We start from the raw sequence: 24,568 nt of genomic DNA on the forward strand, positions 1-24,568 counted from the left end.
CAATCAGGCTCCGACGGTGGCGGCCGCTGCGACGGTGACGAATCCGTCGACGGGCACGGCGAAGATCACGGCGGTGGCCTCCGATCCCGAGGGTGGTCCGGTGACGCTGTCGGCGTCGGTGGATCCGAGTCTGGGTTCGTTGACGTCCAACGCCGATGGGTCGTGGACGTTCGTGGCCTCGGATGCGGCGCGGCACGCGGCTGCGGACACGGGTCTGATCTCGGGGTTGTTCACGCCGAAGTCGGCGACCATCACGGTCACCGCCACCGATGACAAGGGCGTCTCGAAGTCGGCGTCGGTGTCGGTGGATCTTGTTGCGCTGAACACGAATCCGACGTTGACGCTGGGCAGCGGGCCGGCGCTGAACGCGTTGCACACCTCGTTTACGGGCACCGTGAGTGGTGCTGACGCGGACGGTGATTCGTTGTCGTACGGCGGCTCGACGATCACGAGCACGGGTGGGACCGTGCTGGTCCTGGGCAACACGTACACCTACACCCCGTTGGGGTCGGCGTGGTTCAACGGTGGCTCGGATTCGTTCAACGTCACCGTTGATGACGGACACGGCGGCACCGCGACGGTGACGGTGGTCATCAACGGCGCGAACAAGGCGCCGACGTTCACGACGCCGGCGACGGCGACGGTGACCAATACCTCGACGGGGACGGCGAAGATCACTGCGGTGGCCACCGATCCCGATGGTGACCCGGTGACCTACACGGCCCAGGCCGACAACGGCCGGGGCACCGTGACGGCCAATGCGGACGGGTCGTGGACATTCGTGGCCTCGGATGCCGCGCGGCACGCGGCGGCGGACACGGGTCTGATCTCGGGACTGTTGGCGCCCAAGACCGAGACGATCACGATCACCGCGACCGACAGCTATGGCGCGTCGAAGACCTCGAGCGTGACGGTGAATCTGGTTGCGTCGAACACCAATCCGACGTTGACGCTGGGCAGTGGTCCGGCACTGAACGCGTTGCACACCTCGTATACGGGCACGGTGAATGGTGCTGACGCGGACGGTGACTCGCTGTCCTACGGTGGTTCTACCATCACCAGCGCCGGTGGGACGGTCGTCGTGCTGGGTAACACCTACACCTACACCCCGTTCGGGTTGGCGTGGTTCAACGGTGGCTCGGATTCCTTCAACGTCAACGTCGATGACGGACACGGCGGCACTGCGACGGTGACGGTGGTCATCAACGGGGCGAACAAGGCGCCGACGTTCACGACGCCGGCGACGGCGACCGTGACGGATTCGTCGACGGGGACGGTGAAGATCACTGCGGTGGCCACCGATCCCGATGGTGACCCGGTGACCTACACGGCAACGGCCGACAACGGCCGGGGCACGGTGACGGCCAATGCGGATGGGTCGTGGACGTTCGTGGCCTCGGATGCGGCGCGGCATGCCGTGGCGGACACGGGTCTGATCTCCGGGTTGTTGGCGCCCAAGACCGAGACGATCACTGTCACCGCGACCGACTCCAGAGGTGCGTCGAAGACGTCGAGTGTGACAGTGGACATCGTGGCGAAGAACGCCCTGCCGGCAGCCACCGTCACCACCACGATCACGAGCACCAGTCCGGGCGATCCGGAAACCATCAAGGGCAAGGTCGTCGGGTCTGACACCGACGGCGACTCGCTCTCATATGCTTCCGGCATTCTCGGATTCGACACCCGGTCCACGGCCAAGGGCGGCAGCGTCACCATCTATTCGGACGGCACGTTCACCTATACCTCCGACAGTGGCGACACCCACGCCGCGTCGTTGCCCACGGCGACCGCCGCCGACAAGCAGGACTCGTTCGTGGTCACCATCACCGACGGACACGGCGGCAGCCGGGACGTCACGGTGAACGTCAACCTGGATCCGTACAACCGGGCGCCGTCGGCATCGAGCAGTGATTCCAGTACCCGGGATGTCAACTACGTGCTGTTCCACACGTACAGCAACAGCACCACGTACCACGTGACGGTCAACGACGCTGATTCCGATGGCATTACCTACACGGGAGTGAGCGCGACGTCCAAGGGCACCGTGTCGGTGGTGGCCAACACCACGCTCGGCGACTCCATCCTGGGGCTGAAGGGCTTCGACGTCACGTACACGTCGAACACCAACAACAAGCCGAATCCGACGGAGACGTTCACCGTCTCGTTCTCCGACGGACATGGTGGCACCACGTCGCAGACGCTCACGTACTAGCCGCAACAAGAGGCCGTTCGCCGGGCACGAACTCGGTGAGCGGCCTCTTGTCGATCCCGATGAGAATGACCTTTCCACTTTTTGCCAATGCTGTTGTACGATCCGGAAAACGCATTATTGGCCCATGACTGCGGAGGACCGTCCATGCAAAAGGCGCTGGCGCCCGAGATCTCGACCTGGCCCGAGGAGAACCCGCAGCTGATCGGCAGTCAGTGCGCCACCTGTTCGGCCACCGTCTTCCCGGCCCAGGACCACTGCCCGAAGTGCAGCGGCAGCGACATGGGCGAGGTCAAGCTGCCGCGCCGCGGCACCGTGATCGCCTGGACCACGCAGGGCTTCGCCCCGGGAGCCCCGTACGCCGGGCCCACCGGCAAGGAGTTCGTCCCGTTCGGGGTGGGCCTGGTGCAACTCGGCGACGTGATCCGCGTCGAGGGCCGGCTGACCGAGAACGACCCCGCCAAACTGAAGTTCGGCCAGGAGGTCGAGCTGACCATGATCCCGTTCACCACCGACGCCGACGGCAATGAGGTCGTCACGTTCGCGTTCAAGCCGGTCTAGACCGAAGAGGTAGCCAATATGACCAACGACGTTGCCATCATCGGTGTCGGCCTGCACCCCTTCGGCCGGTTCGACAAACCTGCCGTCCAGATGGGGGCGGAGGCAATTCGGTTGGCGCTCACCGACGCCGGGGTGGAATGGAAGGACATCCAGTTCGGCTTCGGCGGCAGCTATGAGGTGTCCAACCCGGATTCGGTGACTCGACTGGTCGGCCTGACCGGCATCACCTTCACCAACGTCTTCAACGCGTGCGCCACCTCGGCCAGCGCCATCCAGCAGACCGCCGACACCATTCGGCTGGGTAAGTACGACATCGGTGTGGCGGTCGGTCTCGACAAGCATCCGCGGGGTGCCTTCACCGACGATCCGGCCAAACTGGCCCTGCCGCAGTGGTACGCCGAGAACGGCCAGTTCGTCACCACCAAGTTCTTCGGCATGAAGGCCAACAAGTACATCCACGACCACAACATCAGCCAGGAGACCCTGGCCCGGGTGGCCAACAAGAACTTCCGCAACGGGGCCCTGAATCCGAATGCGTTCCGCCGCAAGGAGATCAGTGTCGAGGAGATCCTCAACTCGCCGGCCCTGAACTACCCGTTGACGCAGTACATGTTCTGCGCCCCCGACGAGGGTGCGGCCGCGGTGATCATGTGCCGGGCCGACATCGCGCACAAGTTCACCGACAAGCCGGTGTATGTGCGGGCCAGCGAGATCCGTACGCGGACGTTCGGCGCCTACGAGGTGCACGCGACGTCGGCGCCGCTGGACGAGGATCCCTCGCCGACGGTGTACGCCGCCAATGCCGCCTACGAGGCCGCCGGCATCGGGCCCGAGGACGTGGACATCGCCCAACTGCAGGACACCGACGCCGGTGCCGAGGTCATCCATATGGCCGAAACCGGTCTGTGCAAGGACGGTGAGCAGGAGAAGCTGCTGGCCGACGGTGCCACCGAGATTCACGGTTCCATCCCCGTCAACACCGACGGCGGCCTGATCGCCAACGGTGAGCCCATCGGTGCGTCGGGCCTGCGGCAGGTGCACGAGCTGGTCCGCCAGTTGCGCGGCGAGGCCGGCGAGCGCCAGGTGCCGGGGCAGCCCCGCGTCGGCCTGGCACAGGTCTACGGCGCGCCCGGCACCGCCTCGGCGACCATCCTCAGCGTGTAGGCGCCGACCCGGTTATCGGGACACCAATCGAGTGAATTGCTCGATTGGTGTCTCTGCCTGCAAATTCACATTGGCTGCTATTTTAGAATTTTATTCTAAAAGCAGTATCACGGCGCCCCTGACCACTTAGGCTGCCGACAAGCTGTGTGGTGGCTGATCGCTGTCGCCACCCACGGCCCGTCAATAATCAGCACGGCCGTCGGGGAGCGTGATGACAATGCGGTTGGTCCTGCGTGGACTCAGCATGTGTTTCCCGTCGATTCTCTTGCCGCCCTTGGGGTGAGCGGCGCAATGGCGAAATGGTCGGGGGACCGCTCGCCCGAACGAAGGGAACACCATGTCTGCACGTCCGGCGAGGCACAACGCCGCCCGTATCACCGACGGCCGCGAAGTAGGACGGTCGTTCTGGGCGGCGAGTGACCTGGTTGGGTCCGCCGAGCAGAGCAGTGGCCCCCGGCATGCGCGTCAGTCATCCGCCTCGAAGTACGCCGCCCACATCGGGCGGGTCGGCGCGCTGGCGGTGTTCCTCGGCGTAGGGCTGGCCGCGGCCAACGGCCCCGGCATCGCGGTCGCGTTCGCCAGTTCCGACGCGGATTCGGCGTCGGGCGCGGCGTCGGGTGGTACTGCCGGCGGCAGCGGTTCGTCGGACTCCGGTAGCGCCGGCACGGCCGGCGGCTCCGGTGCGGGCGGAGCATCCGACGCCGGAGACGGGTCGGGCACCTCGGCCGGCGCCAGTGGCTCCGGGTCGACCTCCGATTCGGATTCCGGTGACACGGCCGGCGCGGACGCGGACGCGGGTGCGGCCGATCAGGACACGGACACGGGTGCCTCGGGCTCGGATGATGCGGATGGCGGCGGTTCCACGGCCGACGATGGCGCGTCAGCCGGCGGCAGCGGGACAACCGAAGAGTCGACGGATCCGCAGGAGCCCGACAGTTCGGTCGATCCGGAAACGCCGTCGGCGGTGGCCACGCCGGACGCGCATTCGGGAAGTGCCGCGGACGCCGGCCAACCGCAGGCGACGGGCTCGACCGGTGCCACCGCCGCGGCCACTGACGCCGCTGACGACGCCGACGCCGCGGACAAGGCGCCCGCGCAGGTCGACGAGCAGGTTTCGGCGGCGAGCGCACCGACGAAGGAAACCGTCGCGGCCGTGAGTGCCCTGTCGGTGGAGCCCACCAGCATCGAGAGCGCGGCTCCGGAGCAAGCTGCCAGGGCCCTGGTGGTTGCCGCCGCACTCGACCCCATCTTCGTGCCCTACACGTTGCCCTCGATCCCGACCGGAGGATCGTGGCTCGACGTGCTGATCGCGTCGGTGTGGCGCGACATTTCGCACACCTGGTTCAACAAGAAGCCGGTGGCGACGTACACCAGCGAACAGGTGCTGCTGACCACCACGTACACGGTGGACGTCGTTGACCCCAATGGTGATCCGCTGAGTTTTGCCATCATTCAGCCTGAGCACGGGCTTGTCACCTGGGTGCCCTTCACGAACAAATTCCTCTATACCCCGGACCTGTTCTACACCGGCGACCCGGTGACCGAGACGTTCCAGATCATCTTCAGCGACTCGGTACAGAACGACAAGACCGACTGGCTCCACACGTTCTCCCACAGCCTGGCCCGCAGCTGGGGTCTCGCTGAGGAGGACGACCTGACCCTGACCATCCCGGTCACCGTCACGCCGCTCTACGCGGCGCCGTTGGTGACCACCTTGGGCGCTCCGAGCTTCATACTTCAGGGCAACCCGGTGAAGGTGCTGTCCGCGGTGTCGATCGCCGATGCGGATTCCGACGAGATGTCGGGTGCGGTGGTGAAGCTGACGACGCTGTCGCAGGACGGCGATGTGTTGGGTTACACCGCGCCGGAGGACAATCCGATCACCGGGACCTGGGATGCGGCGACCAAGACGTTGACGCTGACCGGCGCGGGAACCAAGGCCCAGTACGAGGAGGCGCTGAAGGCGGTGACCTTCAGCGCGACACAGGGCCCGCTGTTGGTGCGTGGGGTCGAGTTCTGGGTCACCGACGATACGCAGACCAAGAGTCTGACGCCGGGCATCGCGTTGGTGAACGTGTTCAATCCCCTTGCGCCGGCGGTGGGCGTGCTGGGTACGCCGACGTTCACCCTCGAGGGTGAACCGGTGAAGGTGCTGTATTCGGTGACCATCACCGACGCGGATTCCGACACCCTGTCTTCGGCAGCGGTGAAGCTCACAACGTTGTCGCAGGACGGCGATACGCTGAGTTACACTGCGCCGCAGGATAATCCGATCACCGGGACCTGGGATGCGTCGACCAGGATATTGACGTTGAGCGGAACGGGCACGATCGACCAGTACGAGGAGGCACTGAAGGCGGTGACCTTCAGCGCGACCCAGGGTGCCCTGCTGGTACGCGGCGTCGAGGTATGGGTCACCGACTCGACCCATATGACGAGTCTGCTCCCGGGCATCGCCTTGATCAATGTGTCCGCTGCCCCGCTGATCCCGTTGGTGAGCACCCTGGGGGCCCCGAACTACGTTATCGGCAAGGACCCGGTCACGCTGCTCGCGTCGGCCACGATCGCCGACCTCGATTCGGAGACCATGTCCGGTGCGGTGGTGAAGATCAATACGTTTGGCCAGACCGGTGATGTACTGGGTTACACTGCGCCGCAGGACAATCCGATCACCGGCACCTGGGATGCGGCGACCAAGACGTTGACGCTGAGCGGCGCGGGAACCAAGGCGCAGTACGAGGAGGCGCTCGAGGCGGTGACGTTCAGCGCCACCACGGGTGCGGGCCTGGTCCGTGGCTTCCTGATCTCGGTGACCGACAGCACGGGGATGAGCAGCGGGTGGAGCGGTGCGGCCACCGCAACCGTGTCCACCCCGTTGCCGCCGGCGATCGGGACCCTGGGCGCGCCGACCTTCACCATCAGCGGTGCCCCGGTGACCGTGCTCGCATCGGTGACGATCACCGACCTCGACTCGGATACCCTCTCGGGTGCCACGGTGAGGATCAACACGCTGGGTCAGACTGGTGATGTGCTGGGATACACTGCGCCGCAGGATAATCCGATCACAGGCGTCTGGGATGCGGCAACCAAGACGTTGACGTTGAGCGGAACGGGCACGATCGACCAGTACGAGGCGGCACTGAAGGCGGTGACCTTCACCGCCACGCAGGGTGCCGGCCTGGTCCGCGGCCTACTGATCAATGTCACCGATGACATGGGTGTGCAGAGTCTGGCGGCCGGTGTCGCGACGATCATCGTGAACGCGCCGCTGATCCCGTTGGTGAGCACCCTGGGTGCCCCGAACTACGTGATCGGGAAGGACCCGGTCACGCTGCTCGCATCGGTGACGATCACCGACCTCGACTCGGACAACATGTCCGGTGCGGTGGTGAAGATCAACACCCTGGGCCAAACCGGTGACGTGCTGGGTTATACCGCGCCACAAGATAATCCGATCACGGCCACCTGGGATGCGGCGACCAAGACGCTGACACTGACCGGTACGGGAACCAAGGCGCAGTACGAGGAGGCGCTGAAGGCGGTGACGTTCAGCGCCACCACGGGTGCGGGCCTGGTTCGCGGCTTCCTGATCTCGGTGACCGACAACACGGGGATGAGCAGCGGGTGGAGCGGTGCGGCCACCGCGACCGTGTCCACCCCGTTGCCGCCGGCGATCGGGACCCTGGGCGCTCCGACGTTCACCATCGACGGTGACCCGGTGACCGTGCTGGCGTCGGTGACGATCACCGACGGTGACTCGACCTCGCTGTCGGGTGCGACGGTGAAGATCAACACGCTGGGTCAGACCGGTGATGTACTGGGATACACTGCGCCGCAAGACAATCCGATCACAGCGACCTGGGATGCCGGCTCGAAGACGCTGACACTGACCGGCGCGGGGACGATCGATCAGTATGAGGCGGCACTGAAGGCGGTGACCTTCACCGCGACGCAGGGCGCCGGTCTGGTCCGCGGTCTGCTGATCAACGTCACCGATGACATGGGTGTGCAGAGCCTGGCGGCCGGCATCGCGACGATCGTCGTGAATGCGGCTCCGCTGATCCCGTTGGTGAGCACCCTGGGCGCCCCGAACTACATCATCGGGAAGAGCCCGGTGCAGCTGCTGGCGTCGGTGACGGTCACCGATCTCGATTCGGACAATATGGCCAGCGCCACGGTGAAGATCAACACCTTCGGCCAGACCGGTGATGTACTGGGTTACACAGCGCCGCAAGGAAATCCGATCACAGCCACCTGGGATGCCGCGTCGAAGACGTTGACGCTCAGCGGTACGGCGACCAAGGCGCAGTACGAGGAGGCGCTGAAGGCGGTGACGTTCAGCGCCACCACGGGTGCGGGCCTGGTTCGTGGCTTCCTGATCTCGGTGACCGACAGCACCGGTCTGAGCAGCGGGTGGAGCGGCGCGGCCACCGCAACCGTGGCCACCCCGTTGCCGCCGGCGATCGCAACCCTGGGCTCGCCGACGTTCACGATCGGCGGTTCGTCGGTGACGGTGTTGGCGTCGGTGACGATCACCGACGGTGATTCGGCCACCCTGTCGGGTGGCACGGTTAAGATCAACACGTTGGGTCAGGGTGGTGATGTGCTGGGTTACACTGCGCCGCAGGGCAATCCGATCACGGCCAGCTGGGACGCCTCATCGATGACGCTGACGTTGTCGGGAACCGGAACCATCGCTCAGTACGAGGCGGCGCTGAAAGCGGTGACCTTCACCGCCACGCAGGGTGTGGCCCTGGTCCGCGGGCTCCTGATCAATGTCACCGATGAGATGGGAGTGCAGAGCCTGCTTCCCGGTGTCGCGACCGTCAACGTCACAGGGCTGACCCCGTTGGTGAGCACGCTGGGTGCCCCGAATTACGTCATCGGGAAGCCTGCCGTTCAACTGCTCGGCTCGGTCACGGTGACCGACGGTGATTCGGCCACCATGTCGGGCGCCAAGGTGAAGATCAATACGCTGGGCCAGCCGGGTGATGTGCTGGGTTACACTGCGCCGCAGGGTAATCCGGTCACCGGCGTCTGGGATTCCTCGTCGATGACGCTCACCCTGTCCGGCACGGCCACCAAGGCGCAGTACGAGGAGGCGCTGAAGGCGATCACGTTCAGCGCGACCCAGGGTGCGGCGCTGGTGCGTGGGTTCCTGATCTCGGTGACCGACAGCACCGGGTTGAGCAGCGGGTGGAGCGGTGCGGCCACCGCAACCGTGGCCAACCCCGTCGGCCCGGCGATCGCGACGCTGGGCGCGCCGACATTCACGCTCTTCGGTTCGCCGGTGACGGTGTTGGCGTCGGTGACGATCACCGATTTGGACTCGGACACCTTGTCGGGGGCCGCGGTGAAGATCAACACGTTGGGTCAGGGCGGTGATGTGCTGGGTTACACTGCGCCGCAGGGCAATCCGATCACGGCCAGCTGGGACGCGTCATCGCTGACGCTGACGTTGTCGGGAACCGGAACCATCGCTCAGTATGAGGCGGCGCTGAAAGCGGTGACCTTCACCGCCACGCAGGGCGCCGGTCTGGTTCGCGGTCTGCTGATCAATGTCACCGATGACACCGGCCTGCAGAGCGCGGCCGGTATCGCGACCGTCAACGTCAATGCGCCGCTGATCCCGTTGGTGAGCACGCTGGGTGCCCCGAACTACGTCATCGGGAAGCCTGCCGTTCAACTGCTCGGCTCGGTCACGGTGACCGACGGTGATTCGGCCACCATGTCGAGTGCCCGGGTGAAGATCAATACGTTCGGTCAGCCCGGTGATGTGCTGGGTTACACCGCGCCACAGGGCAATCCGATCACGGCCAGCTGGGACGCGTCGTCGATGACGATCACCCTGTCCGGTACGGCGACCAAGGCCCAGTACGAGGCGGCGCTGAGGGCGGTGACCTTCAGTGCCACTCAGGGTGCCGGCCTGGTGCGTGGGTTCCTGATCTCGGTGACCGATAACACCGGGATGAGCAGTGGGTGGAGCGGTGCGGCCACCGCAACCGTGGCCAACCCGGTCGGGCCGGCAATCGGAGTCTTGACGGGGCCCAGCGGATCCTTGGGCGGCGCCAAGACGAATCTGTTCAGCAGTGTGACCATCACCGATCTGGACTCGGACTACATGACCGGGGCCACCGTCAAGATCACGGTGTCTGCGCAGAGCAACGACAAGCTGTACTTCGACGGCATCTCCGGGATCCCGGTCAGTGCCTCGTACGACTCGGGTAGCAAGACGCTGACGCTGACCGGGACAGCGACCAAGGCGCAGTATGAGCAGGTGCTCCGAGCAGTCACCTGGTCATCGACGCAATGGTGGGGCGTCGTTCGTAGCTTCGAGGTCAGGGTTACCGATGACTCCGGCCTGACCAGTCCGTTCGGGTTCGTCTCGCTCGCGCCGTACTGATGGTCGGCTCGCTGGGAGTCAGCTCGCAGAACGAGGTGACTCCCAGCGATGAGTTCGCAACGCCGTGACAGTCTGTATCAGCATGCCCACAATCACACCCTGCCTCTGGTTCGACAACGACCTCGAAGAGGCCGCGCAGTTCTACGTCTCGGTCTTTCCCAACTCGTCCATCGAGGGGTTCGCGCCGTACACCGAGGCCGGTCCGGGCGAAACCGGTTCCGTTGCCTACGGCACCTTCGTGCTCGACGGCCAGCGCTTCATGGGGATCAACGGCGGTCCGCATTTCCAGTTCACCGAGGCGGTGTCCTTCGAGGTCCGGTGCGCCGACCAGGCCGAGGTCGACTACTACTGGGATGCGCTGCGCGCAGACGGCGGCGAGGAATCGCAGTGCGGCTGGCTGAAGGACCGTTTCGGCCTGAGCTGGCAGATCGTGCCGGAACGCCTGTACGAACTGGTCAGCGATCCCGACCACGCCAGGGCCGACGCCGCCAACAAGGCGATGTACGGGATGCGCAAGATCGTCGTCGCCGACCTCGAGGCGGCCGTCGCCGCGGTGTAGGTCAGATCGCCGGACCCAGCAGGTCGTCGGCGTCCTTGATGACGTAGCCGTAACCCTGCTCGGCCAGGAATCGCTGCCGGTGCGCGGCGTACTCGGCGTCCAGGCTGTCGCGGGCCACCACCGAGTAGAACACCGCGCCGCCGCCGTCGGCCTTGGGGCGCAACAGCCGTCCGAGCCGCTGTGCCTCTTCCTGGCGCGAGCCGAAGGTACCCGAAACCTGCACGGCCACAGATGCTTCCGGCAGGTCGATGGAGAAGTTGGCCACCTTCGACACCACCAGCCGGCGGATCTCACCACGCCGGAACGCATCGAAGAGGGCTTCGCGTTCGGCGTTCTTGGTGGCCCCCTGGATCACCGGGGCATCCAGTTCGGCACCCAATTCGTCGAGCTGATCGAGGTACGCGCCGATCACCAGCGTCGGCTCGTCGGGGTGGCGTTCCAGGATCGACTTGACCACCGCGATCTTCGAATGCGCGGTGGAGCACAACTTGTAGCGCTCCTCGGGTTCGGCCGTCGCGTACGTCATCCGCTCGTTGTCGGTCATCGTGACCCGGACCTCGATGCACTCGGCGGGGGCGATCCAGCCCTGGGCCTCGATGTCCTTCCACGGCGCGTCGTAGCGTTTCGGCCCGATCAGGGAGAAGACGTCGCCCTCGCGGCCGTCCTCGCGGATCAGCGTCGCGGTCAGGCCGAGCCGGCGACGCGACTGCAGATCGGCGGTCATCCGGAACACCGGTGCGGGCAGCAGGTGCACCTCGTCGTAGATGATCAGGCCCCAGTCCCGGCTGTCGAACAGCTCGAGGTGCTTGTATTCACCCTTGGTGCGCCGGGTGATCACCTGGTAGGTCGCGATGGTGACCGGGCGGATCTCCTTGCGTTCACCCGAGTACTCGCCGATCTCCTCCTCGGTCAGTGAGGTGCGGGCGATCAACTCCCGCTTCCACTGCCGGCCGGCGACGGTGTTGGTGACCAGGATCAGCGTCGTGGCTCCCGCCTTGGCCATGGCCGCGGCGCCGACGATGGTCTTGCCCGCGCCGCACGGCAGCACCACCACACCCGAGCCGCCCGCCCAGAACGAATCGGCGGCCATCTCCTGATAGTCGCGCAACTCCCAGCCGTCCTGGCGGAGGCTGATGGCGTGGGCCTCGCCGTCGACGTACCCGGCGAGATCCTCTGCCGGCCAACCGATCTTGAGCAGCATCTGCTTGACCCGGCCGCGCTCGGAGGGGTGCACGATCACGGTGTCGTCGTCGATGCGGGCGCCGAGCATCGGTGTGATCTTCTTGTTCCGCAGCACCTCTTCGAGGACCGCGCGATCCAGGCTGACCAGCGTCAGGCCGTGCGCCGGATGCTTGATCAGCTGCAGGCGGCCGTACCGGGCCATGGTGTCGACGATGTCGACCAGCAGCGGCTGCGGAACTGCGTACCGGGAGAAGCTGACCAGCGCGTCGACCACCTGCTCGGCATCGTGGCCGGCGGCGCGGGCGTTCCACAGCGCCAGCGGCGTGATGCGGTAGGTGTGCACATGCTCGGGAGCCCGCTCGAGCTCGGCGAACGGGGCGATGGCGGCCCGGGCGGCACCGGCCTGCTCATGGTCCACCTCGAGCAGGACGGTCTTGTCGGACTGGACGATCAGCGGTCCGTCGGTCATCTGAACACTATATTTGCGATCCCGACAAGCTAACCGTCCGCGGCGACCACCGAGGTCACCCGGTGTACGGCGAAGTCCCGCACCCGCCCGGAGGCCGAATCGAAGGCCACCAGCTGACCGCCCCGGACGTTGATCGGGGACACCACCCGCTGGGTCGCGACGCCGGCGGCGTCGGTATAGCCGATCACCACATCGGCCTGCTGCAGGGCCGCTTGCTGCAGCAACGTCATGGCGCGCGACGGATCGAGCTTGCCGTTGCCGAACGGTGCGGTCACCACCTTGCGCAGCACGGCCACCACGCCGGCCAGGGTGTCGCGATTGGGCGTGGTCGGCGTGGGCCGGTACAGCCGGCGGTACTGCGGAGTGGGCACCCGGGCGCCGCGGGGCCGCAGATCGACGACCGCGCCGGTGGAGTCCTCGGCCGCCGGGGCCAGGCCCGCCGACCGCAGCGCGGCGAGGACGTCACCGATCGGCGCCTGCGAGACCGCCACGGTGGGGGCCAGCAACCGCAGCTGCAGGGCCTGCGCGGCCGGGGTCGCGATCGCCTGCGTCAGCAACGCGGGATCCTCACAGCGCACGAACGACGAGGCCATTCCCACCCGCAGCTGGCCGTGCCGGCGCGCCACGTCGTCGATCAGATAGGTCAGCCCCTGCGGCACGGGGGTCCGGGAATGCTTCTTGAAGAACGCGTGCAGCAGCCCGGCACTGCGCCCGGTATCCAGGGCGTGCCGGATCGACGCCTCGCTGATTCGGTAAACCCTTGCCGCACCGGCAGATTCGATGGTCGCGACCACGTCGAGTTCGTCGGCCAGATCGCGGATCAGCGGACCCGGGACCACCACTGTGAGGTCGGCCTGCAGCAGGAAGTGGTTGATCGGTGCGGGCAGCGCTCTGGTCATCGCCGTCACCGCTGCATCCGTGTCGCCGGCCAGCAGGGCGCGCGCCGGCGTGCTGATCGCGCCGCGGCCGACGACGCCCAGGGCGTGCGCTTCGTCGAGCAGATGGCCGACGGGTTCGGGTTGCAGCCGCGCCGCCCACCGGGGGCGCCGCCAGATTATCGCACGGGAGGCGGCCTCGGCGTCGGTGGCGGTGCCGGGCGGCAGGTCGGCCAGCAGCGTCAGCAGCAGCCGGCGATCCAGCGGCGCGGCCGTCGAGTACAGCGAATCCGACAGTGCCCCATAGGGTTTACCCTCGGGGTTGCGGCTCCCGATCAGCCCCGGCCGGGCCGGAAGATCCAGCCAGGTGTCGGCCAGCAGCTGCCAGCGCTCGGCCGTCGGAGCCTCGGCGAACCGATCGGCGGCCACCGTCGGGGCCCAGTAGGGGCCGGCGCCGGCGGGGCCGTCCCGGGGCTCCGGATCGGGAATGCCGCTGTGGATCAATCCTGCGGCAGAAGCGATTTCGAGGATCAGCCCCAGCCGGCCCTCGTCGATCCCCGTGGTCTTCGCAAGTCGTTTGAGGTCCCGCACACCGAGGCCGCCGTTGCGCAGCTCGGCGATGGGCGCCGCGCCCAGCGCCTCGATCACGACCTCGAACTGGTGCAGGATCTCGATCACCGCCCCGGCGGCCGTCGCGTCGGCGTCGTGGGCCGCCTTGGCGCCGGCGGTACCGGTGGCCGGGTCCGGCGCGCTGAATCGCACCGGTCCGGCGAGGTCGCCGCGCAGCACCTGCGCGACCTGCCGGGGCAGGATCACCGTTTCCTCGTCGACGGCCCGCAGCAGCCCGGCCGCCAGCAGGCGCTGCACCGGTCGGTCCCCGGGCGTGCCGGGGGCCGCGTCGCGGGTACGCCCGACCGGCGAGCCTTCCAGCAGCCTGTGCAGCAGCTCGGTCTCCGGCGCGTCCAGCCCTGCGATCCGCTCGGCGATCTCGGTGGGGTCGGCCGACGGATCCTCGAGCACCACCTGCCCGGGGTACCAGGGCAGGCCCGCGCTGGCCTCTGCGGCCACCCGCAGCAGTTCGTCGCCCCAGACCAGGGCCCGGTCGCGCAGGTCGGCGACGGCGGCGGCCACCGCGGGCTCCTCGGCCCGGCTGCCGATCAGGTCGACCAGCGCGGGGAAGGCGACGGGCTGGACGTTGGCGTGCAGGGTCAGCAAGGCATCCAGTACCGCGAGTCGCAGAAAGTCCAGGTCATCGGCGGCAGCTTTGACCGACTGGCGCGCCTGGGCGCGCGCGGCCAGCGCCGAGATGCTGCCCGGGGGCGGCTGGGTGAGATCGGGCCGAAGCTCGAGCAGCCGGATCAGCCGATCGTCGGGAAGGTCGGCCAGCCAGGCGCCGAGGGGCACACCCGTGGTGTGTTTGGTCATTGCCGACCAGCGTAAAACAGCCTCTGTTACGCGCCGGTGCTTCATAACTGTCACAATGACTGCCGTGGCTGACATTGTTGAGACCAAGACGGGGCGCTACGTCGATCCAGGCTGGCCCACCACCGACCCCGACGACCACGCGGTGAGCGAGCTCGTCGCCGATCGCGTGGGAGCGCTGTCACCGTTCGGGGAGACCACCTTCCCGCTGCCGGCCGACGAACTGCCGTATCTGCACCCGGTCACCGTCGTCAACAAGTAACCGCGTGGTCAGGGTGCCGGGCTCCCAGCCGCTGTCGCATCTCGACGAGCAGGGTGCCGCGCACATGGTGGACGTCTCGGAGAAGGCGGTCACCAAGCGGACGGCGGTCGCTGCCGGCACGCTGCACACCACCGCCGAGGTGATCACGCTGATCTCCGCCGGCGGCCTGCCCAAGGGCGATGCCCTGGCAACCGCGCGGGTGGCCGCGATCCTGGCCGCCAAACGCACCAGCGAACTGATTCCGTTGTGCCACCATCTCGCGCTCACCGGGGTCGACATCGAATTCGAGATCGGTGCCGCCGACATCGCGATCACCGCGACGGTGAAGACCACCGACCGAACGGGCGTCGAGATGGAGGCGCTGACGGCCGTCAGCGTGGCCGCGCTGACGCTCTACGACATGATCAAGGCGGTCGACCGGGCAGCGCGCATCGACGACATCCGCATCCTGAGCAAGGCGGGCGGACGTACCGGAGAATGGACCAGATGACCCGCACTGGCCGAATCATCATCGCCTCCACCCGCGCCGCCGCCGGCATCTACGACGACCGCAGTGGTCCGATGATCGCCGAATGGTTTGTGGATCAAGGGTTTTCGAATCCTGGTGTGGTTGTGGTCCCCGACGGCGATCCGGTGGGCCGGGCGCTGCGCATCGCGGTTGCCGACGGCGTCGACGTGGTGATCACCTCCGGCGGCACCGGCATCTCGCCCACCGACGAGACGCCGGCCCAGACCAAGCCGCTGCTGGACTTCGAACTCCCCGGACTGGCCGAGGCGATCCGCCGCAGCGGGCTGCCCAAGGTGCCGACGGCCATTCTGTCCCGCGGGCTGGCCGGGGTGTCGGGTCAGACGCTGATCGTGAACCTGCCCGGCTCGCCGGGCGGCGTGCGCGACGGCCTGGACGTGCTCACCGGCGTCGTGCACCACGCGCTGGATCAGTTGGGCGGCGGGGATCACCCGCGATGACGGTGGTCCTGCGCAGTGCGCTGAGTCACGAGCCGATCTCCCTGATCGAGCACGAACGGCTCGTCGCTCACCCGGCCGCCGGCGCAGTGGTCGGGTTCGCCGGTGTGGTGCGCGATCACGATGGGGGCCGTCAGGTCATCCGTCTCGAATATTCCGCGCATCCCAGTGCCGAGCAGACCCTGGCCGAGGTACTCGCCGAGATCGGCGGTCGGGCGGCCGGGGTGCGGGCGATCGCCGCCAGCCACCGGGTGGGCACCTTGCAGATCGGCGATGCCGCCCTGGTTGCCGCGGTCTCCGCCGACCACCGGGGCGCGGCGTTCGAGACGTGCGCACGGCTGGTGGATGCGGTCAAGGAGCGGCTACCGGTGTGGAAGCACCAGTTCTTCGTCGACGGCACCGACGAATGGGTCAACTCGGCCTGAAATCCAATCAGCGCCCACTGCGACGAACTTCGAGTTCGCGTCGCGGTAGGCGCTGACTGGATTCGGGGTGAGGCGTCAGGCCGGCGGCAGCGGCACCAGCGGCGCATCGCCGGGTGCTGCGGGCGCATCGCCGGGGGCCGGTGCAGCCGGAACCAGTGGGGTGTTCGGCGCCGGCGGTCCGGCCGGCGCGGGCCCCTGTGCCGTCAGCGGCCGCTGGGCGATGGCCAGCAGCAGGGCATCCTTGCCGCTGATCTCCTGGGTCTGCACGGCCTGCCACAGTTCCTGCGCGTAGCTGCGGTACGGGCTGTCCTGCGGACCGGTCGGCTCGCCGGTGGTGCCGGGCGGCAGGTTCTCCGGGCTCGCCAGATGCGGCACGCCGTCCTGCGGTGCGGCCAGCGGCGCGAGCGGGTCGGGAGCGGCCACCGGCGCGGGGGCGGCCGCATCGGGACCGGGCAGCGGAGCGGGGACCGGGGTGGTCGGATCGGCCGGTGCGGGCGCCAGCGGGGCCCACAGCGCCGTGCTGACGACGACGGGTTCCTCGCCGGGCGGGGGAGCGTCGACCGGCAGCGGCGCGTCCGCCGGCGGCGGAGCGTCGGCGGGTACGGGTGCGGGCGCATCGGCTACCGGAGCCGGCAGGTCGGCCGGTGCGGGCGCGGGGGCTTCGGGAGCCGGGGCCGCGTCCAACGGTGCGGGCGCTTCCGGCAGCACGGGGGCGTCCGGCAGAACCGGTGCGGGCGCGTCGGGGGCCGGGGCGGCGTCCAGTGGTGCGGGTGCTTCCGGGGCGGGCGCGATGTCGACGGGCGCGGGGGCCTCCGGCAGCACGGCGTCGACCGGTGCCACCTCGGGGGCCGGGGCAGGGGCTTCCGGGACCGGCAGGTCGACCGGGGCCGGGGCCTCGGGAGCCGGGATGTCCATGGCGGCCGGGGTGACCACGGGGGCGTCCTGCGCCGGGGCCTCGTTGGTGGCGGGTGCGGCGGTCACATTGCGGGGACTGGCTCCGGAGAGTCCGGTGCCGCACACCGGCCACGCGCCGCGGCCCTGCGAGGCCAGGACGCGCTCGGCGACGGCGATCTGCTCGTCCTTGGAGGCCAGGTTCGCCGCGGAGGCGTACTGGCCGCCGCCGTGGGCCGACCAGGTGCCCGGCGAGAACTGCAGGCCGCCCTGGTAGCCGTTGCCGGTGTTGATCGCCCAGTTGCCGCCGGACTCGCAGCGGGCGACGGTGTCCCACTCTGCGTCGGTTGCCGCCGCCGCGTGGCCCGCCAGGGCCATGCCGCCGCCGCCCAGGACCGCGCCGGTGACGGCGATCTTGGCGGCCTGCTTGGCCGGGGCTGATGTCGTGGGCTTGCGATGCCGTCCACTCATAGGTCAGCGAATCCTCTCTGCACACGCCTGCGAGGTCAGCTGTCGGGTTCGGGCTGGAGAGGTTGCCCGGCCGGTGGCTCCCGAGGGAACTGCTCGGCTTCACCCCGAGAAGGAACGGCCTCGTTCCTTCGGGTCGATCTCGGCGGACCGGTTGGGTCCCCCGCCTCCATCCGCGATGGTTCGGTGGTGCCCCTGCCGTTACGGATGGAGTTCGGCGCGTACGGAGGGGAGGCCTGCCGCTGACTGACTTCGCAGCTGGCTTGGCAGTGACGGTATCGGCTGCCCGGGGGTCCGTCATCTTTTGACAAACCGGGCGATTCTCGCTACGGCAAAACCTAAAGGGCTTCTAAAACGCCATTTGGGCGTCGCGTTTCACCTGCTCACGGAAGCCCGCTACCGCGGCGTAGCCAGCTCGTTATGGAAATGTTATGTGAGGTAAATCACATCAACCGCCGGCGAATGGCGGAAGGATATCGACAATCTGCCCGGACTCCAGCTCAACGTGCAGATCGCGCACCGCGAGGCCGTCCCGAAGGTAAGAACACTTCTGCAACACCCGCCCCAACTGTCCATCGCGTCTCGTGAGAAGGTCGGTCAGATCGGCCAGGGTGGCACCCGTCGGGAGCGCCATGTCCTCCTCGTCGAGGCCGGCCGCGTCGCGCGCCGCGGCGAAGTACCGCACGGTCACCGTCACCTCAGCCGCCGATCGCACTCATCGGCCGGGTGGGCTGGACGAAGGCGGGATCGTTGATGCCGTGGCCGGCCGCCTTGGCCCACATCGCCGCCCGCCAGGCCGCCTCGAGCTCGTCGTCGCTGCCGCCCCCGCGCAGCAACCCCCGCAGATCGGTCTCCGTCGAGGCGAACAGGCAGTTCCGTACCTGACCGTCGGCGGTCAGGCGGGTGCGGTCGCAGGCCCCGCAGAACGGCTGCGACACCGACGCGATGATGCCGACCGTCGCCGGTCCGCCGTCGATCAGCCACAGCTGGGCCGGCGCCGACCCGCGCGGGCGTGGGTCGGGCGTCAGCGTGAAGTGCCGTCCCAGCACGGCCAGGATCTCGTCGGCCATCAGCGCGGTGCCGCGGTCCCACCGATGCTCGGCGTCCAGCGGCATCTGTTCGATCACCCGGAGGTGATATCCGCCGTCCCGGCTGAACCGCACCAGCGGCACGACGTCGTCGCGCCCCGTGACCGGATCGAGCACGGCGTTGAGTTTCACCGGGTTCAGCCCGGCCGCGGTGGCGGCGCGCAACCCGGCCAGGACGTCGTCGAGCCGGTCCCGGCGGGTGATGGCCGCGAAGTGCACGGGATCGACGCTGTCGAGCGAGACGTTGACGCGGTCCAGACCGGCGGCGGCCAGGGCCGCCGCGCGATGCCGCAGACCGATTCCGTTGGTGGTCAACGAGATCTCGGGCCGGGGCCGCAGGGCCGCCGTGGCCGACACGATGTCCTCGAGGTCCCGCGCCAACAACGGCTCGCCGCCGGTGAAGCGCACCGCAGTGATCCCCAGCCGGGTCACGGCGATGCGCAGCAACCGGGCAAGTTCGGCCGGGGCCAGCAGCTGATCGCCCGGCAGCCAGTCCAGCCCCTCGGCGGGCATGCAGTAGGTGCAACGCAGATTGCACCGGTCGGTCAACGACACCCGCAGGTCGGTGGCGATCCGGCCGAACGTGTCGACCAGGGGCCCCGTGCGGGGTGCGGGGACGGTCGGGCGGGCCGGCGACGGCAGGCCCAGTGCGGTCACCGTCATCGCGGCACGCCGATCCGGTCGTCGCGAACCTGGCCGACCGGGACGATCTCCTTGCCCAGGGGCATGAGTGAAACCGGGATCAGCTTCAGGTCGGCCAGCGCCAATGGGATGCCGACGATGGTCACGGCCATCGCCACCGCGCTGACCAGATGACCCAGCGCCAACCACCAGCCGAACAGGATCACCCAGATGATGTTGCCGACCAGGGCACCCGCACGGGTGCCGGGCTTGTCGATGATCGTCCGGCCGAACGGCCACAACGCGAACGACGCGATCCGCAGCGACGCGAATCCGAACGGGATGGTCACGATCAGAACGAAGCAGATCAGCGCCGCGAGCAGGTAGCCCAGCGCCAGCCACAGGCCGCCGAAGACCAACCAGATGACATTCAGGATCAGGCGCATCTCTCCTCCAGCGGTACGGCAAGCGTACCGAGCAAACTGGCGTGCTGGGCGCCGGGCCGTCCGAGTAGGATCGGTGCGCGATGCGTCCTGCGATGGCGGGGCGCTCAACTTTGTTGCCCGACCGGGGCAACCCGTGAGACAAGCAGGTGAGACCAGTGCCTACCGGCCGGGTGAAGTGGTACGACGCCGAGAAGGGGTTCGGCTTCCTGTCCCAGGAAGAGGGAGAGGACGTCTACGTCCGTTCGTCGTCGCTGCCCGACGGTGTCACCGAACTCAAGGCCGGCCAGAAGGTCGAGTTCGGCCTCGCGTCGGGCCGGCGCGGCCCGCAGGCATTGAGCCTCAAGCTGATCGACCCGCCGCCGAGTCTGACCCGGACCCGCCGCGAGGCCGCCGGCCCGGCCGAGCACAAGCACACGCCCGACGAACTGCACGGCATGGTCGAGGACATGATCACGCTGCTCGAGGGCACCGTGCAGCCGGAACTGCGCAAGGGCCGCTACCCCGACCGCAAGGTGGCGCGCCGCGTCTCCGACGTGGTCAAGGCCGTCGCCCGCGAACTCGACGCGTAGCCACCGGCGGGGCACCCTGGGGTCATGGCCCCGTCATACGTCGCTTCCGGCGGTGAGTTCAACCGCGATACCGCCTACATCACCACCCGCATCACCGCGGACGGCCGCGACGGCTTCCCCGTCGAGCCCGGACGCTATCGACTGGTGGTCGCCCGGGCGTGCCCCTGGGCGAACCGGGCGATCATCGTGCGGCGGCTGCTGGGTCTCGAGGACGCGCTCTCGATCGGCTTCTGCGGCCCCACGCACGATGCGCGCAGCTGGACCTTCGACCTGGACCCCGGTGGCGTCGACCCGGTGCTGGGCATCCACTGGCTGCGCGACGCGTACGACAAGCGCATCCCCGATTACCCCAAGGGCGTCACCGTGCCCGCGATCGTCGACGTGACCACCGGCGCCGTGGTGACCAACGACTTCGCGCAGCTGACCCTGGATCTGTCCACCGAGTGGACCGCCCTCCACCGAGCCGGCGCCCCGCAGCTGTACCCCGAACCGCTGCGCGCCGAGATCGACGAGGTCGCACGGCACATCTACACCGAGATCAACAACGGCGTGTACCGCTGTGGATTCGCCGGTTCGCAAGAGGCGTACGACGCTGCCTTCGAGCGGCTGTTCGCTGCCCTGGACCAAGTGTCGGCCCGGCTGGCGACCCGGCGCTACCTGGTGGGCGACACGATCACCGAGGCCGACGTCCGGTTGTTCACCACGCTGGTGCGGTTCGACCCGGTCTATCACGGCCACTTCAAGTGCAACCGGCAGAAGCTCAGCGAGATGCCGGTGCTGTGGGCATACGCACGCGACCTCTTCCAGACCCCCGGCTTCGGCGACACCGTGGACTTCGCGCAGATCAAACGCCACTACTACGTGGTGCACGCCGATATCAACCCCACCCGGATCGTGCCCGCGGGGCCGGATCTGACCAACTGGCTCTCACCGCACGGCCGGGAAGCGTTGGGCGGCAATCCGTTCGGTGACCGCACCCCGCCCGGACCGCCGCGCGAGGGGGAACAGGTGCCGGTCGGGCACGGCGCCTAGGCTGCACGGCATGGCTCTGATAGGCGCGCACGTCGACTCCGAGGATCCGCTGGACGCCGCCGCCGCGGCCGGCGCCGAGGTGATCCAGTTCTTCCTCGGTGACCCGCAGAGCTGGAAGAAGCCCGTCGAGCACCAGTTCGCCGACGACCTGCGCGGGACGGATCTGGCGATCTACATCCACGCCCCTTATCTGATCAACGTCGCCTCCTCCAACAACAAGATCCGCATCCCCAGCCGCAAGATCATGCAGCAGCACGCCGAGGCCGCGGCGGCCATCGGCGCCCGCGGCCTGGTTGTGCACGGCGGTCACGTCACCGCCAAGGAGGATCCCGGGGTCGGAGTGGAGAACTGGCGCAAGGTATTCGAGCGGGCGGAGGAGGCCGGCGGCTTTCCGCTGCCGATCCTGATCGAGAACACCGCCGGCGGCGAGAATGCGATGGCGCGCAAGTTCGACCGGTTGGCGATGCTGTGGGACGCCGTCGGTGATTACGGCCCGGGCTTCGTGCTCGACACCTGCCACGCGTGGGCCGGCGGTGAAGAACTGCACGACGTCGTCGACCGGGTCATGGCGATCACCGGACGCATCGATCTGGTGCACGCCAACAACTCTCGTGATGCGTTCGACTCCGGGGCCGACCGGCACGCGAACTTCGACGCGGGCACCTTCGACTCCGAACTGATTGCGGCGGTGTGCCGCGATGCGGGGTGTGACGTGATCATCGAGACCCCGTCGGACGGCCACCTGACCGATTTAGCGTTTTTGCGAAAGCGGCTGCGCGAGAACTGAATTCGTCAGTTCCAGGCGGTCCGGACCGACCATTCGGCGTGTGGCAGGTCGTGCAGTTCGCCCTTCTCGTCGACGCCGAGGGTCATCAGCTGGACGACGAACCCGTGCAGCCGGCCGCGTTGCGCGTCCACCGTCGGGATGGTGACCGCCAACCGGGCATGCGGCCGGAACACCGCGGTGGTGGTGTCGGCGGGGTCGTCGTAGACCAGCATCAGTCGCCACGGCGCGGCGCCGATGGCCGACGGCACCGACAGCTGTATCGGGTGACGCTCGTCGACCACGAGTTCGCCCTGGGTGCCCGGGTTCTGGCAGTCCGCGAGGTTGAGCACGTTGCAGTAGAAGTACGGCCCGACCCGGGTGGTCCTGTTGTGCGAGAACGCGCTGATCTCGGGGAGATCCGAGCCGCCGTGCCCGGCCCACGCCCAGGCGCCGACGCCGGCGGCCATGGCGGCCAGCAGGACCAGCACGGCGGCCAGCGCCGTCACGGTGCGCTTCGTCACGGTCGCGGCACCGCCGTCGCGGCGCTGGCTTGCGGGCCGACTTCCTGGCCCACCATGACCGGTCGATTGCCGCCGAGACCCGGGATCAGCGACGCGCCGCGGAAACTGAGGACGGTCTGGGCCAGTCCCGGGATCAGCAGGGCAGTCACCGCGGTGAAGCCGATGAACAACACGGGATGGACCAGCACCCCCAGGGCGCCGCCGAGCACCCACGCCAGCTGCAGTGCGGACTCCGAGCGCCCGAACGCCGACGCGCGGGACTCCTCGGGCAGGTCGTCCTGCAGGGAGGCGTCCAGCGACGCCTTGGCGATGGCGCTCGCACCGGCCGTGATCAGTGCGGCCAGTGCGGCGACGAGCAACTTGCCGGAGACGGCCGCGGCCAGCGCCGCCACCGTCACCGCAATGGTGCAGCGGACCACCAGAACGGACGGCCGACCCAGTTTCAGACGCGCCGCGGTGAAGTTTCCGGCGAAGTTGCCGATCGCCGCGGCAGCGCCGATGAGGCCCAGCATCTGGAGCTGTTGCCAGCCGCTGGCGTCATGGGTCTTGGCGACGAACGCGGGGTACAGGAACAGGAACCCGACCATGGCCTTGATGGTGCAGTTTCCCCACAGGGCGGTGATGATGTTGCGGCCCAAGGGTTGTCGGACGGCCTCGGGGGCGCGCTGGCGGTGGATCGGCCGCGTGGCGGTGTCGTGATAGCTCAGCGTTGCCGGGACCTCGCCGGCGGTGATCTCGACCCAGCTCGGGATTCGCATCGACAGCCAGACACCGGCGATCGTGACCGCGATGACCACGAGCAGGGCGCCGGGCAGGCCGAACAACGTGGTGCAGGCGAACTCGAGGCCCGAGGCCACGGCCCCGCCCACCATGGTGCCGCCCAGCAGCCCGAACATGGTCAGCCGTGAATTGACCCGGACCAGATCGATGGTGGGCGGCATGACGCGCGGGGTGACGGCGCTGCGCAGCACCGAGAACGACTTGGACAGCACCATCATCCCCAGGGCGCACGGGTAGAGCACCCAGGGCGGGAAACTGCCGGTGGCGCCGTCGTAGTTGAGGATGAGCACGACGGCGAGCAGGGTGCGCAGCCCGAACGAGGCGGCCAGCGCGACCCGGCGCCCGTGCTGCAGCCGGTCCAGCGCGGGTCCGATCAGCGGTGCGATGACGGCGAACGGCGCGATGGTGATCAGCAGGTACAGCGCGACCTTGCCCTTGCTCTCGGACGTGGCGGCCGCGAAGAACAGCGTGTTGGCCAGCGCGACCGCCATGGCCGCGTCGACGGCGAAGTTGGCCACCACCGGCCAGGTCAGCGCGGTCAGGCCGGACTTGTCGGCACCGTCGGCGGTGGCCGCGCGGTGGACCAGGCCGTACATCTTGGAGCCCATCTCCCGGCTGCGGTACGCCGCGGCTCGGGTCACGGTGATGCGGGGCTGCTCCTCGCCGTGGGGGCGTCGGTCGTCGTCCTGCCCGGCCGGTTCGGGTCGCCTGCGGCGGGCGTCTTCCAGCGGGGGCAGATAGCGGTTCGAGCTGGACTCGGCGCTGGGGTAACTGGTCATGCCCGGATGTTCGCGGGAAGCGTCCGATGCCCCGGAGCGTTGGCCCGGGGCCGGCCGTCCACGCCGCGGTCCTGACACGTCATCGATTCTTCCCTATCCGGGGACCGGCGGAG

At 68.3% G+C, this 24,568-nt stretch carries 20 protein-coding genes and 1 riboswitch; of the genes, 12 read left to right on the top strand and 8 right to left on the bottom strand.

Going from position 1 to position 24,568, the window contains the following annotated elements; translation table 11 throughout:
* The 5 genes from U0R18_RS07190 to U0R18_RS07210 all read left to right on the top strand — a co-directional run.
* The coding region (locus U0R18_RS07190) for a cadherin-like domain-containing protein (protein ID WP_526367519.1) at nt 1-2,212 on the top strand (2,212 nt) is incomplete at its 5' end.
* A gap of 144 nt (nt 2,213-2,356) precedes the next feature.
* On the top strand, nt 2,357-2,770 hold the full coding sequence (locus U0R18_RS07195) for a Zn-ribbon domain-containing OB-fold protein (protein WP_526367521.1): 414 nt from the start codon (nt 2,357-2,359) through the stop codon (nt 2,768-2,770).
* An 18-nt stretch (nt 2,771-2,788) separates the two neighbouring features.
* Nucleotides 2,789-3,934: a thiolase family protein gene (locus U0R18_RS07200; RefSeq protein ID WP_526367523.1), complete on the top strand. Its 1,146-nt coding sequence runs from the start codon at nt 2,789-2,791 to the stop codon at nt 3,932-3,934.
* Between the two features lie 337 nt (nt 3,935-4,271).
* Entirely contained in the window at nt 4,272-10,337 is a 6,066-nt protein-coding gene (locus tag U0R18_RS07205; RefSeq protein ID WP_526367525.1) for a beta strand repeat-containing protein, read from the top strand.
* Between the two features lie 82 nt (nt 10,338-10,419).
* Nucleotides 10,420-10,896: a VOC family protein gene (locus U0R18_RS07210; protein ID WP_526367527.1), complete on the top strand. Its 477-nt coding sequence runs from the start codon at nt 10,420-10,422 to the stop codon at nt 10,894-10,896.
* 1 nt (nt 10,897) lies between these two features.
* Here U0R18_RS07210 and U0R18_RS07215 read toward each other — a convergent pair whose 3' ends face one another.
* Nucleotides 10,898-12,547, bottom strand: coding sequence for a DNA repair helicase XPB (locus U0R18_RS07215; protein ID WP_526367529.1), 1,650 nt, complete (start codon nt 12,545-12,547; stop codon nt 10,898-10,900).
* A gap of 29 nt (nt 12,548-12,576) precedes the next feature.
* Nucleotides 12,577-14,847 (bottom strand): helicase-associated domain-containing protein, encoded by a 2,271-nt coding sequence (locus U0R18_RS07220; RefSeq protein ID WP_526367531.1) that lies wholly within the window; start codon nt 14,845-14,847, stop codon nt 12,577-12,579.
* A gap of 64 nt (nt 14,848-14,911) precedes the next feature.
* On the opposite strand from U0R18_RS07220, the gene U0R18_RS07225 reads away from it, so the two are divergent.
* Genes U0R18_RS07225 through U0R18_RS07240 form a run of 4 tightly spaced genes read left to right on the top strand, consistent with a single transcriptional unit; the run spans nt 14,912 to nt 16,494 of the window.
* The gene (locus U0R18_RS07225; protein ID WP_526367533.1) at nt 14,912-15,106 is read left to right on the top strand and encodes a hypothetical protein; all 195 of its coding nucleotides are present in this window, start codon (nt 14,912-14,914) and stop codon (nt 15,104-15,106) included.
* Nucleotides 15,107-15,110: 4 nt separating this feature from the next.
* Nucleotides 15,111-15,596, top strand: coding sequence for a cyclic pyranopterin monophosphate synthase MoaC (moaC, locus tag U0R18_RS07230; protein WP_526367535.1), 486 nt, complete (start codon nt 15,111-15,113; stop codon nt 15,594-15,596).
* Nucleotides 15,593-16,072 (top strand): MogA/MoaB family molybdenum cofactor biosynthesis protein, encoded by a 480-nt coding sequence (locus U0R18_RS07235; protein WP_526367537.1) that lies wholly within the window; start codon nt 15,593-15,595, stop codon nt 16,070-16,072. The genes moaC and U0R18_RS07235 overlap by 4 nt, the downstream gene beginning before the upstream one ends.
* The gene (locus tag U0R18_RS07240) at nt 16,069-16,494 is read left to right on the top strand and encodes a molybdenum cofactor biosynthesis protein MoaE (RefSeq protein WP_526367539.1); all 426 of its coding nucleotides are present in this window, start codon (nt 16,069-16,071) and stop codon (nt 16,492-16,494) included. Before U0R18_RS07235 ends, U0R18_RS07240 begins: the two co-directional genes overlap by 4 nt.
* A gap of 75 nt (nt 16,495-16,569) precedes the next feature.
* Here U0R18_RS07240 and U0R18_RS07245 read toward each other — a convergent pair whose 3' ends face one another.
* The 4 genes from U0R18_RS07245 to U0R18_RS07260 all read right to left on the bottom strand — a co-directional run bounded on the left by U0R18_RS07245 (nt 16,570) and on the right by U0R18_RS07260 (nt 20,008).
* On the bottom strand, nt 16,570-17,856 hold the full coding sequence (locus U0R18_RS07245) for a transglycosylase family protein (protein WP_526367541.1): 1,287 nt from the start codon (nt 17,854-17,856) through the stop codon (nt 16,570-16,572).
* Nucleotides 17,857-17,864: 8 nt separating this feature from the next.
* Nucleotides 17,865-18,011: riboswitch (cyclic di-AMP (ydaO/yuaA leader) on the bottom strand.
* Nucleotides 18,012-18,301: 290 nt separating this feature from the next.
* Entirely contained in the window at nt 18,302-18,550 is a 249-nt protein-coding gene (locus tag U0R18_RS07250) for a MoaD/ThiS family protein (RefSeq protein ID WP_526367543.1), read from the bottom strand.
* A gap of 1 nt (nt 18,551) precedes the next feature.
* Nucleotides 18,552-19,604 carry a GTP 3',8-cyclase MoaA gene (gene moaA / locus U0R18_RS07255; protein ID WP_526367545.1) on the bottom strand — a complete coding sequence of 351 codons (1,053 nt, stop codon included), beginning with the start codon at nt 19,602-19,604 and terminating at the stop codon, nt 18,552-18,554.
* Complete coding sequence (locus tag U0R18_RS07260) at nt 19,601-20,008, bottom strand: YccF domain-containing protein (protein WP_526367547.1); 408 nt, start codon at nt 20,006-20,008, stop codon at nt 19,601-19,603. Before U0R18_RS07260 ends, moaA begins: the two co-directional genes overlap by 4 nt.
* 155 nt (nt 20,009-20,163) lie before the next feature.
* Here U0R18_RS07260 and U0R18_RS07265 point away from each other — a divergent pair, with 155 nt between their 5' ends.
* Genes U0R18_RS07265 through U0R18_RS07275 form a run of 3 tightly spaced genes read left to right on the top strand, consistent with a single transcriptional unit; the run spans nt 20,164 to nt 22,396 of the window.
* Nucleotides 20,164-20,577, top strand: a complete 414-nt coding sequence (locus U0R18_RS07265) for a cold-shock protein (protein ID WP_526367549.1) — start codon at nt 20,164-20,166, stop codon at nt 20,575-20,577.
* A 24-nt stretch (nt 20,578-20,601) separates the two neighbouring features.
* The gene (locus U0R18_RS07270; RefSeq protein WP_526367551.1) at nt 20,602-21,609 is read left to right on the top strand and encodes a glutathione S-transferase family protein; all 1,008 of its coding nucleotides are present in this window, start codon (nt 20,602-20,604) and stop codon (nt 21,607-21,609) included.
* Nucleotides 21,610-21,619: 10 nt separating this feature from the next.
* Complete coding sequence (locus tag U0R18_RS07275; RefSeq protein WP_526367553.1) at nt 21,620-22,396, top strand: deoxyribonuclease IV; 777 nt, start codon at nt 21,620-21,622, stop codon at nt 22,394-22,396.
* Between the two features lie 5 nt (nt 22,397-22,401).
* Here the strand turns inward: U0R18_RS07275 and U0R18_RS07280 are convergent, their stop codons facing one another.
* Entirely contained in the window at nt 22,402-22,842 is a 441-nt protein-coding gene (locus U0R18_RS07280; protein ID WP_526368251.1) for a DUF2771 family protein, read from the bottom strand.
* Nucleotides 22,843-22,892: 50 nt separating this feature from the next.
* Nucleotides 22,893-24,455: an MFS transporter gene (locus U0R18_RS07285; protein WP_526367554.1), complete on the bottom strand. Its 1,563-nt coding sequence runs from the start codon at nt 24,453-24,455 to the stop codon at nt 22,893-22,895.
* Nucleotides 24,456-24,568: the final 113 nt, after the last annotated feature.

The sequence above is a fragment of the Mycobacterium sp. genome, from assembly GCF_046330795.1.
Taxonomy (GTDB): domain Bacteria; phylum Actinomycetota; class Actinomycetes; order Mycobacteriales; family Mycobacteriaceae; genus Mycobacterium.

Bases quoted from the DNA above. Each gene is read 5' to 3' on its own strand.
- U0R18_RS07195 (WP_526367521.1), top strand. From the start codon at position 2,357: ATGCAAAAGGCGCTGGCGCCCGAGATCTCGACCTGGCCCGAGGAGAAC.
- U0R18_RS07200 (WP_526367523.1), top strand. From the start codon at position 2,789: ATGACCAACGACGTTGCCATCATCGGTGTCGGCCTGCACCCCTTCGGC.
- U0R18_RS07205 (WP_526367525.1), top strand. From the start codon at position 4,272: ATGTCTGCACGTCCGGCGAGGCACAACGCCGCCCGTATCACCGACGGC.
- U0R18_RS07210 (WP_526367527.1), top strand. From the start codon at position 10,420: ATGCCCACAATCACACCCTGCCTCTGGTTCGACAACGACCTCGAAGAG.
- U0R18_RS07215 (WP_526367529.1), bottom strand. From the start codon at position 12,547: ATGACCGACGGACCGCTGATCGTCCAGTCCGACAAGACCGTCCTGCTC.
- U0R18_RS07220 (WP_526367531.1), bottom strand. From the start codon at position 14,847: ATGACCAAACACACCACGGGTGTGCCCCTCGGCGCCTGGCTGGCCGAC.
- U0R18_RS07235 (WP_526367537.1), top strand. From the start codon at position 15,593: ATGACCCGCACTGGCCGAATCATCATCGCCTCCACCCGCGCCGCCGCC.
- U0R18_RS07240 (WP_526367539.1), top strand. From the start codon at position 16,069: ATGACGGTGGTCCTGCGCAGTGCGCTGAGTCACGAGCCGATCTCCCTG.
- U0R18_RS07245 (WP_526367541.1), bottom strand. From the start codon at position 17,856: ATGAGTGGACGGCATCGCAAGCCCACGACATCAGCCCCGGCCAAGCAG.
- moaA (WP_526367545.1), bottom strand. From the start codon at position 19,604: ATGACGGTGACCGCACTGGGCCTGCCGTCGCCGGCCCGCCCGACCGTC.
- U0R18_RS07260 (WP_526367547.1), bottom strand. From the start codon at position 20,008: ATGCGCCTGATCCTGAATGTCATCTGGTTGGTCTTCGGCGGCCTGTGG.
- U0R18_RS07270 (WP_526367551.1), top strand. From the start codon at position 20,602: ATGGCCCCGTCATACGTCGCTTCCGGCGGTGAGTTCAACCGCGATACC.
- U0R18_RS07275 (WP_526367553.1), top strand. From the start codon at position 21,620: ATGGCTCTGATAGGCGCGCACGTCGACTCCGAGGATCCGCTGGACGCC.
- U0R18_RS07280 (WP_526368251.1), bottom strand. From the start codon at position 22,842: ATGGCCGCCGGCGTCGGCGCCTGGGCGTGGGCCGGGCACGGCGGCTCG.
- U0R18_RS07285 (WP_526367554.1), bottom strand. From the start codon at position 24,455: ATGACCAGTTACCCCAGCGCCGAGTCCAGCTCGAACCGCTATCTGCCC.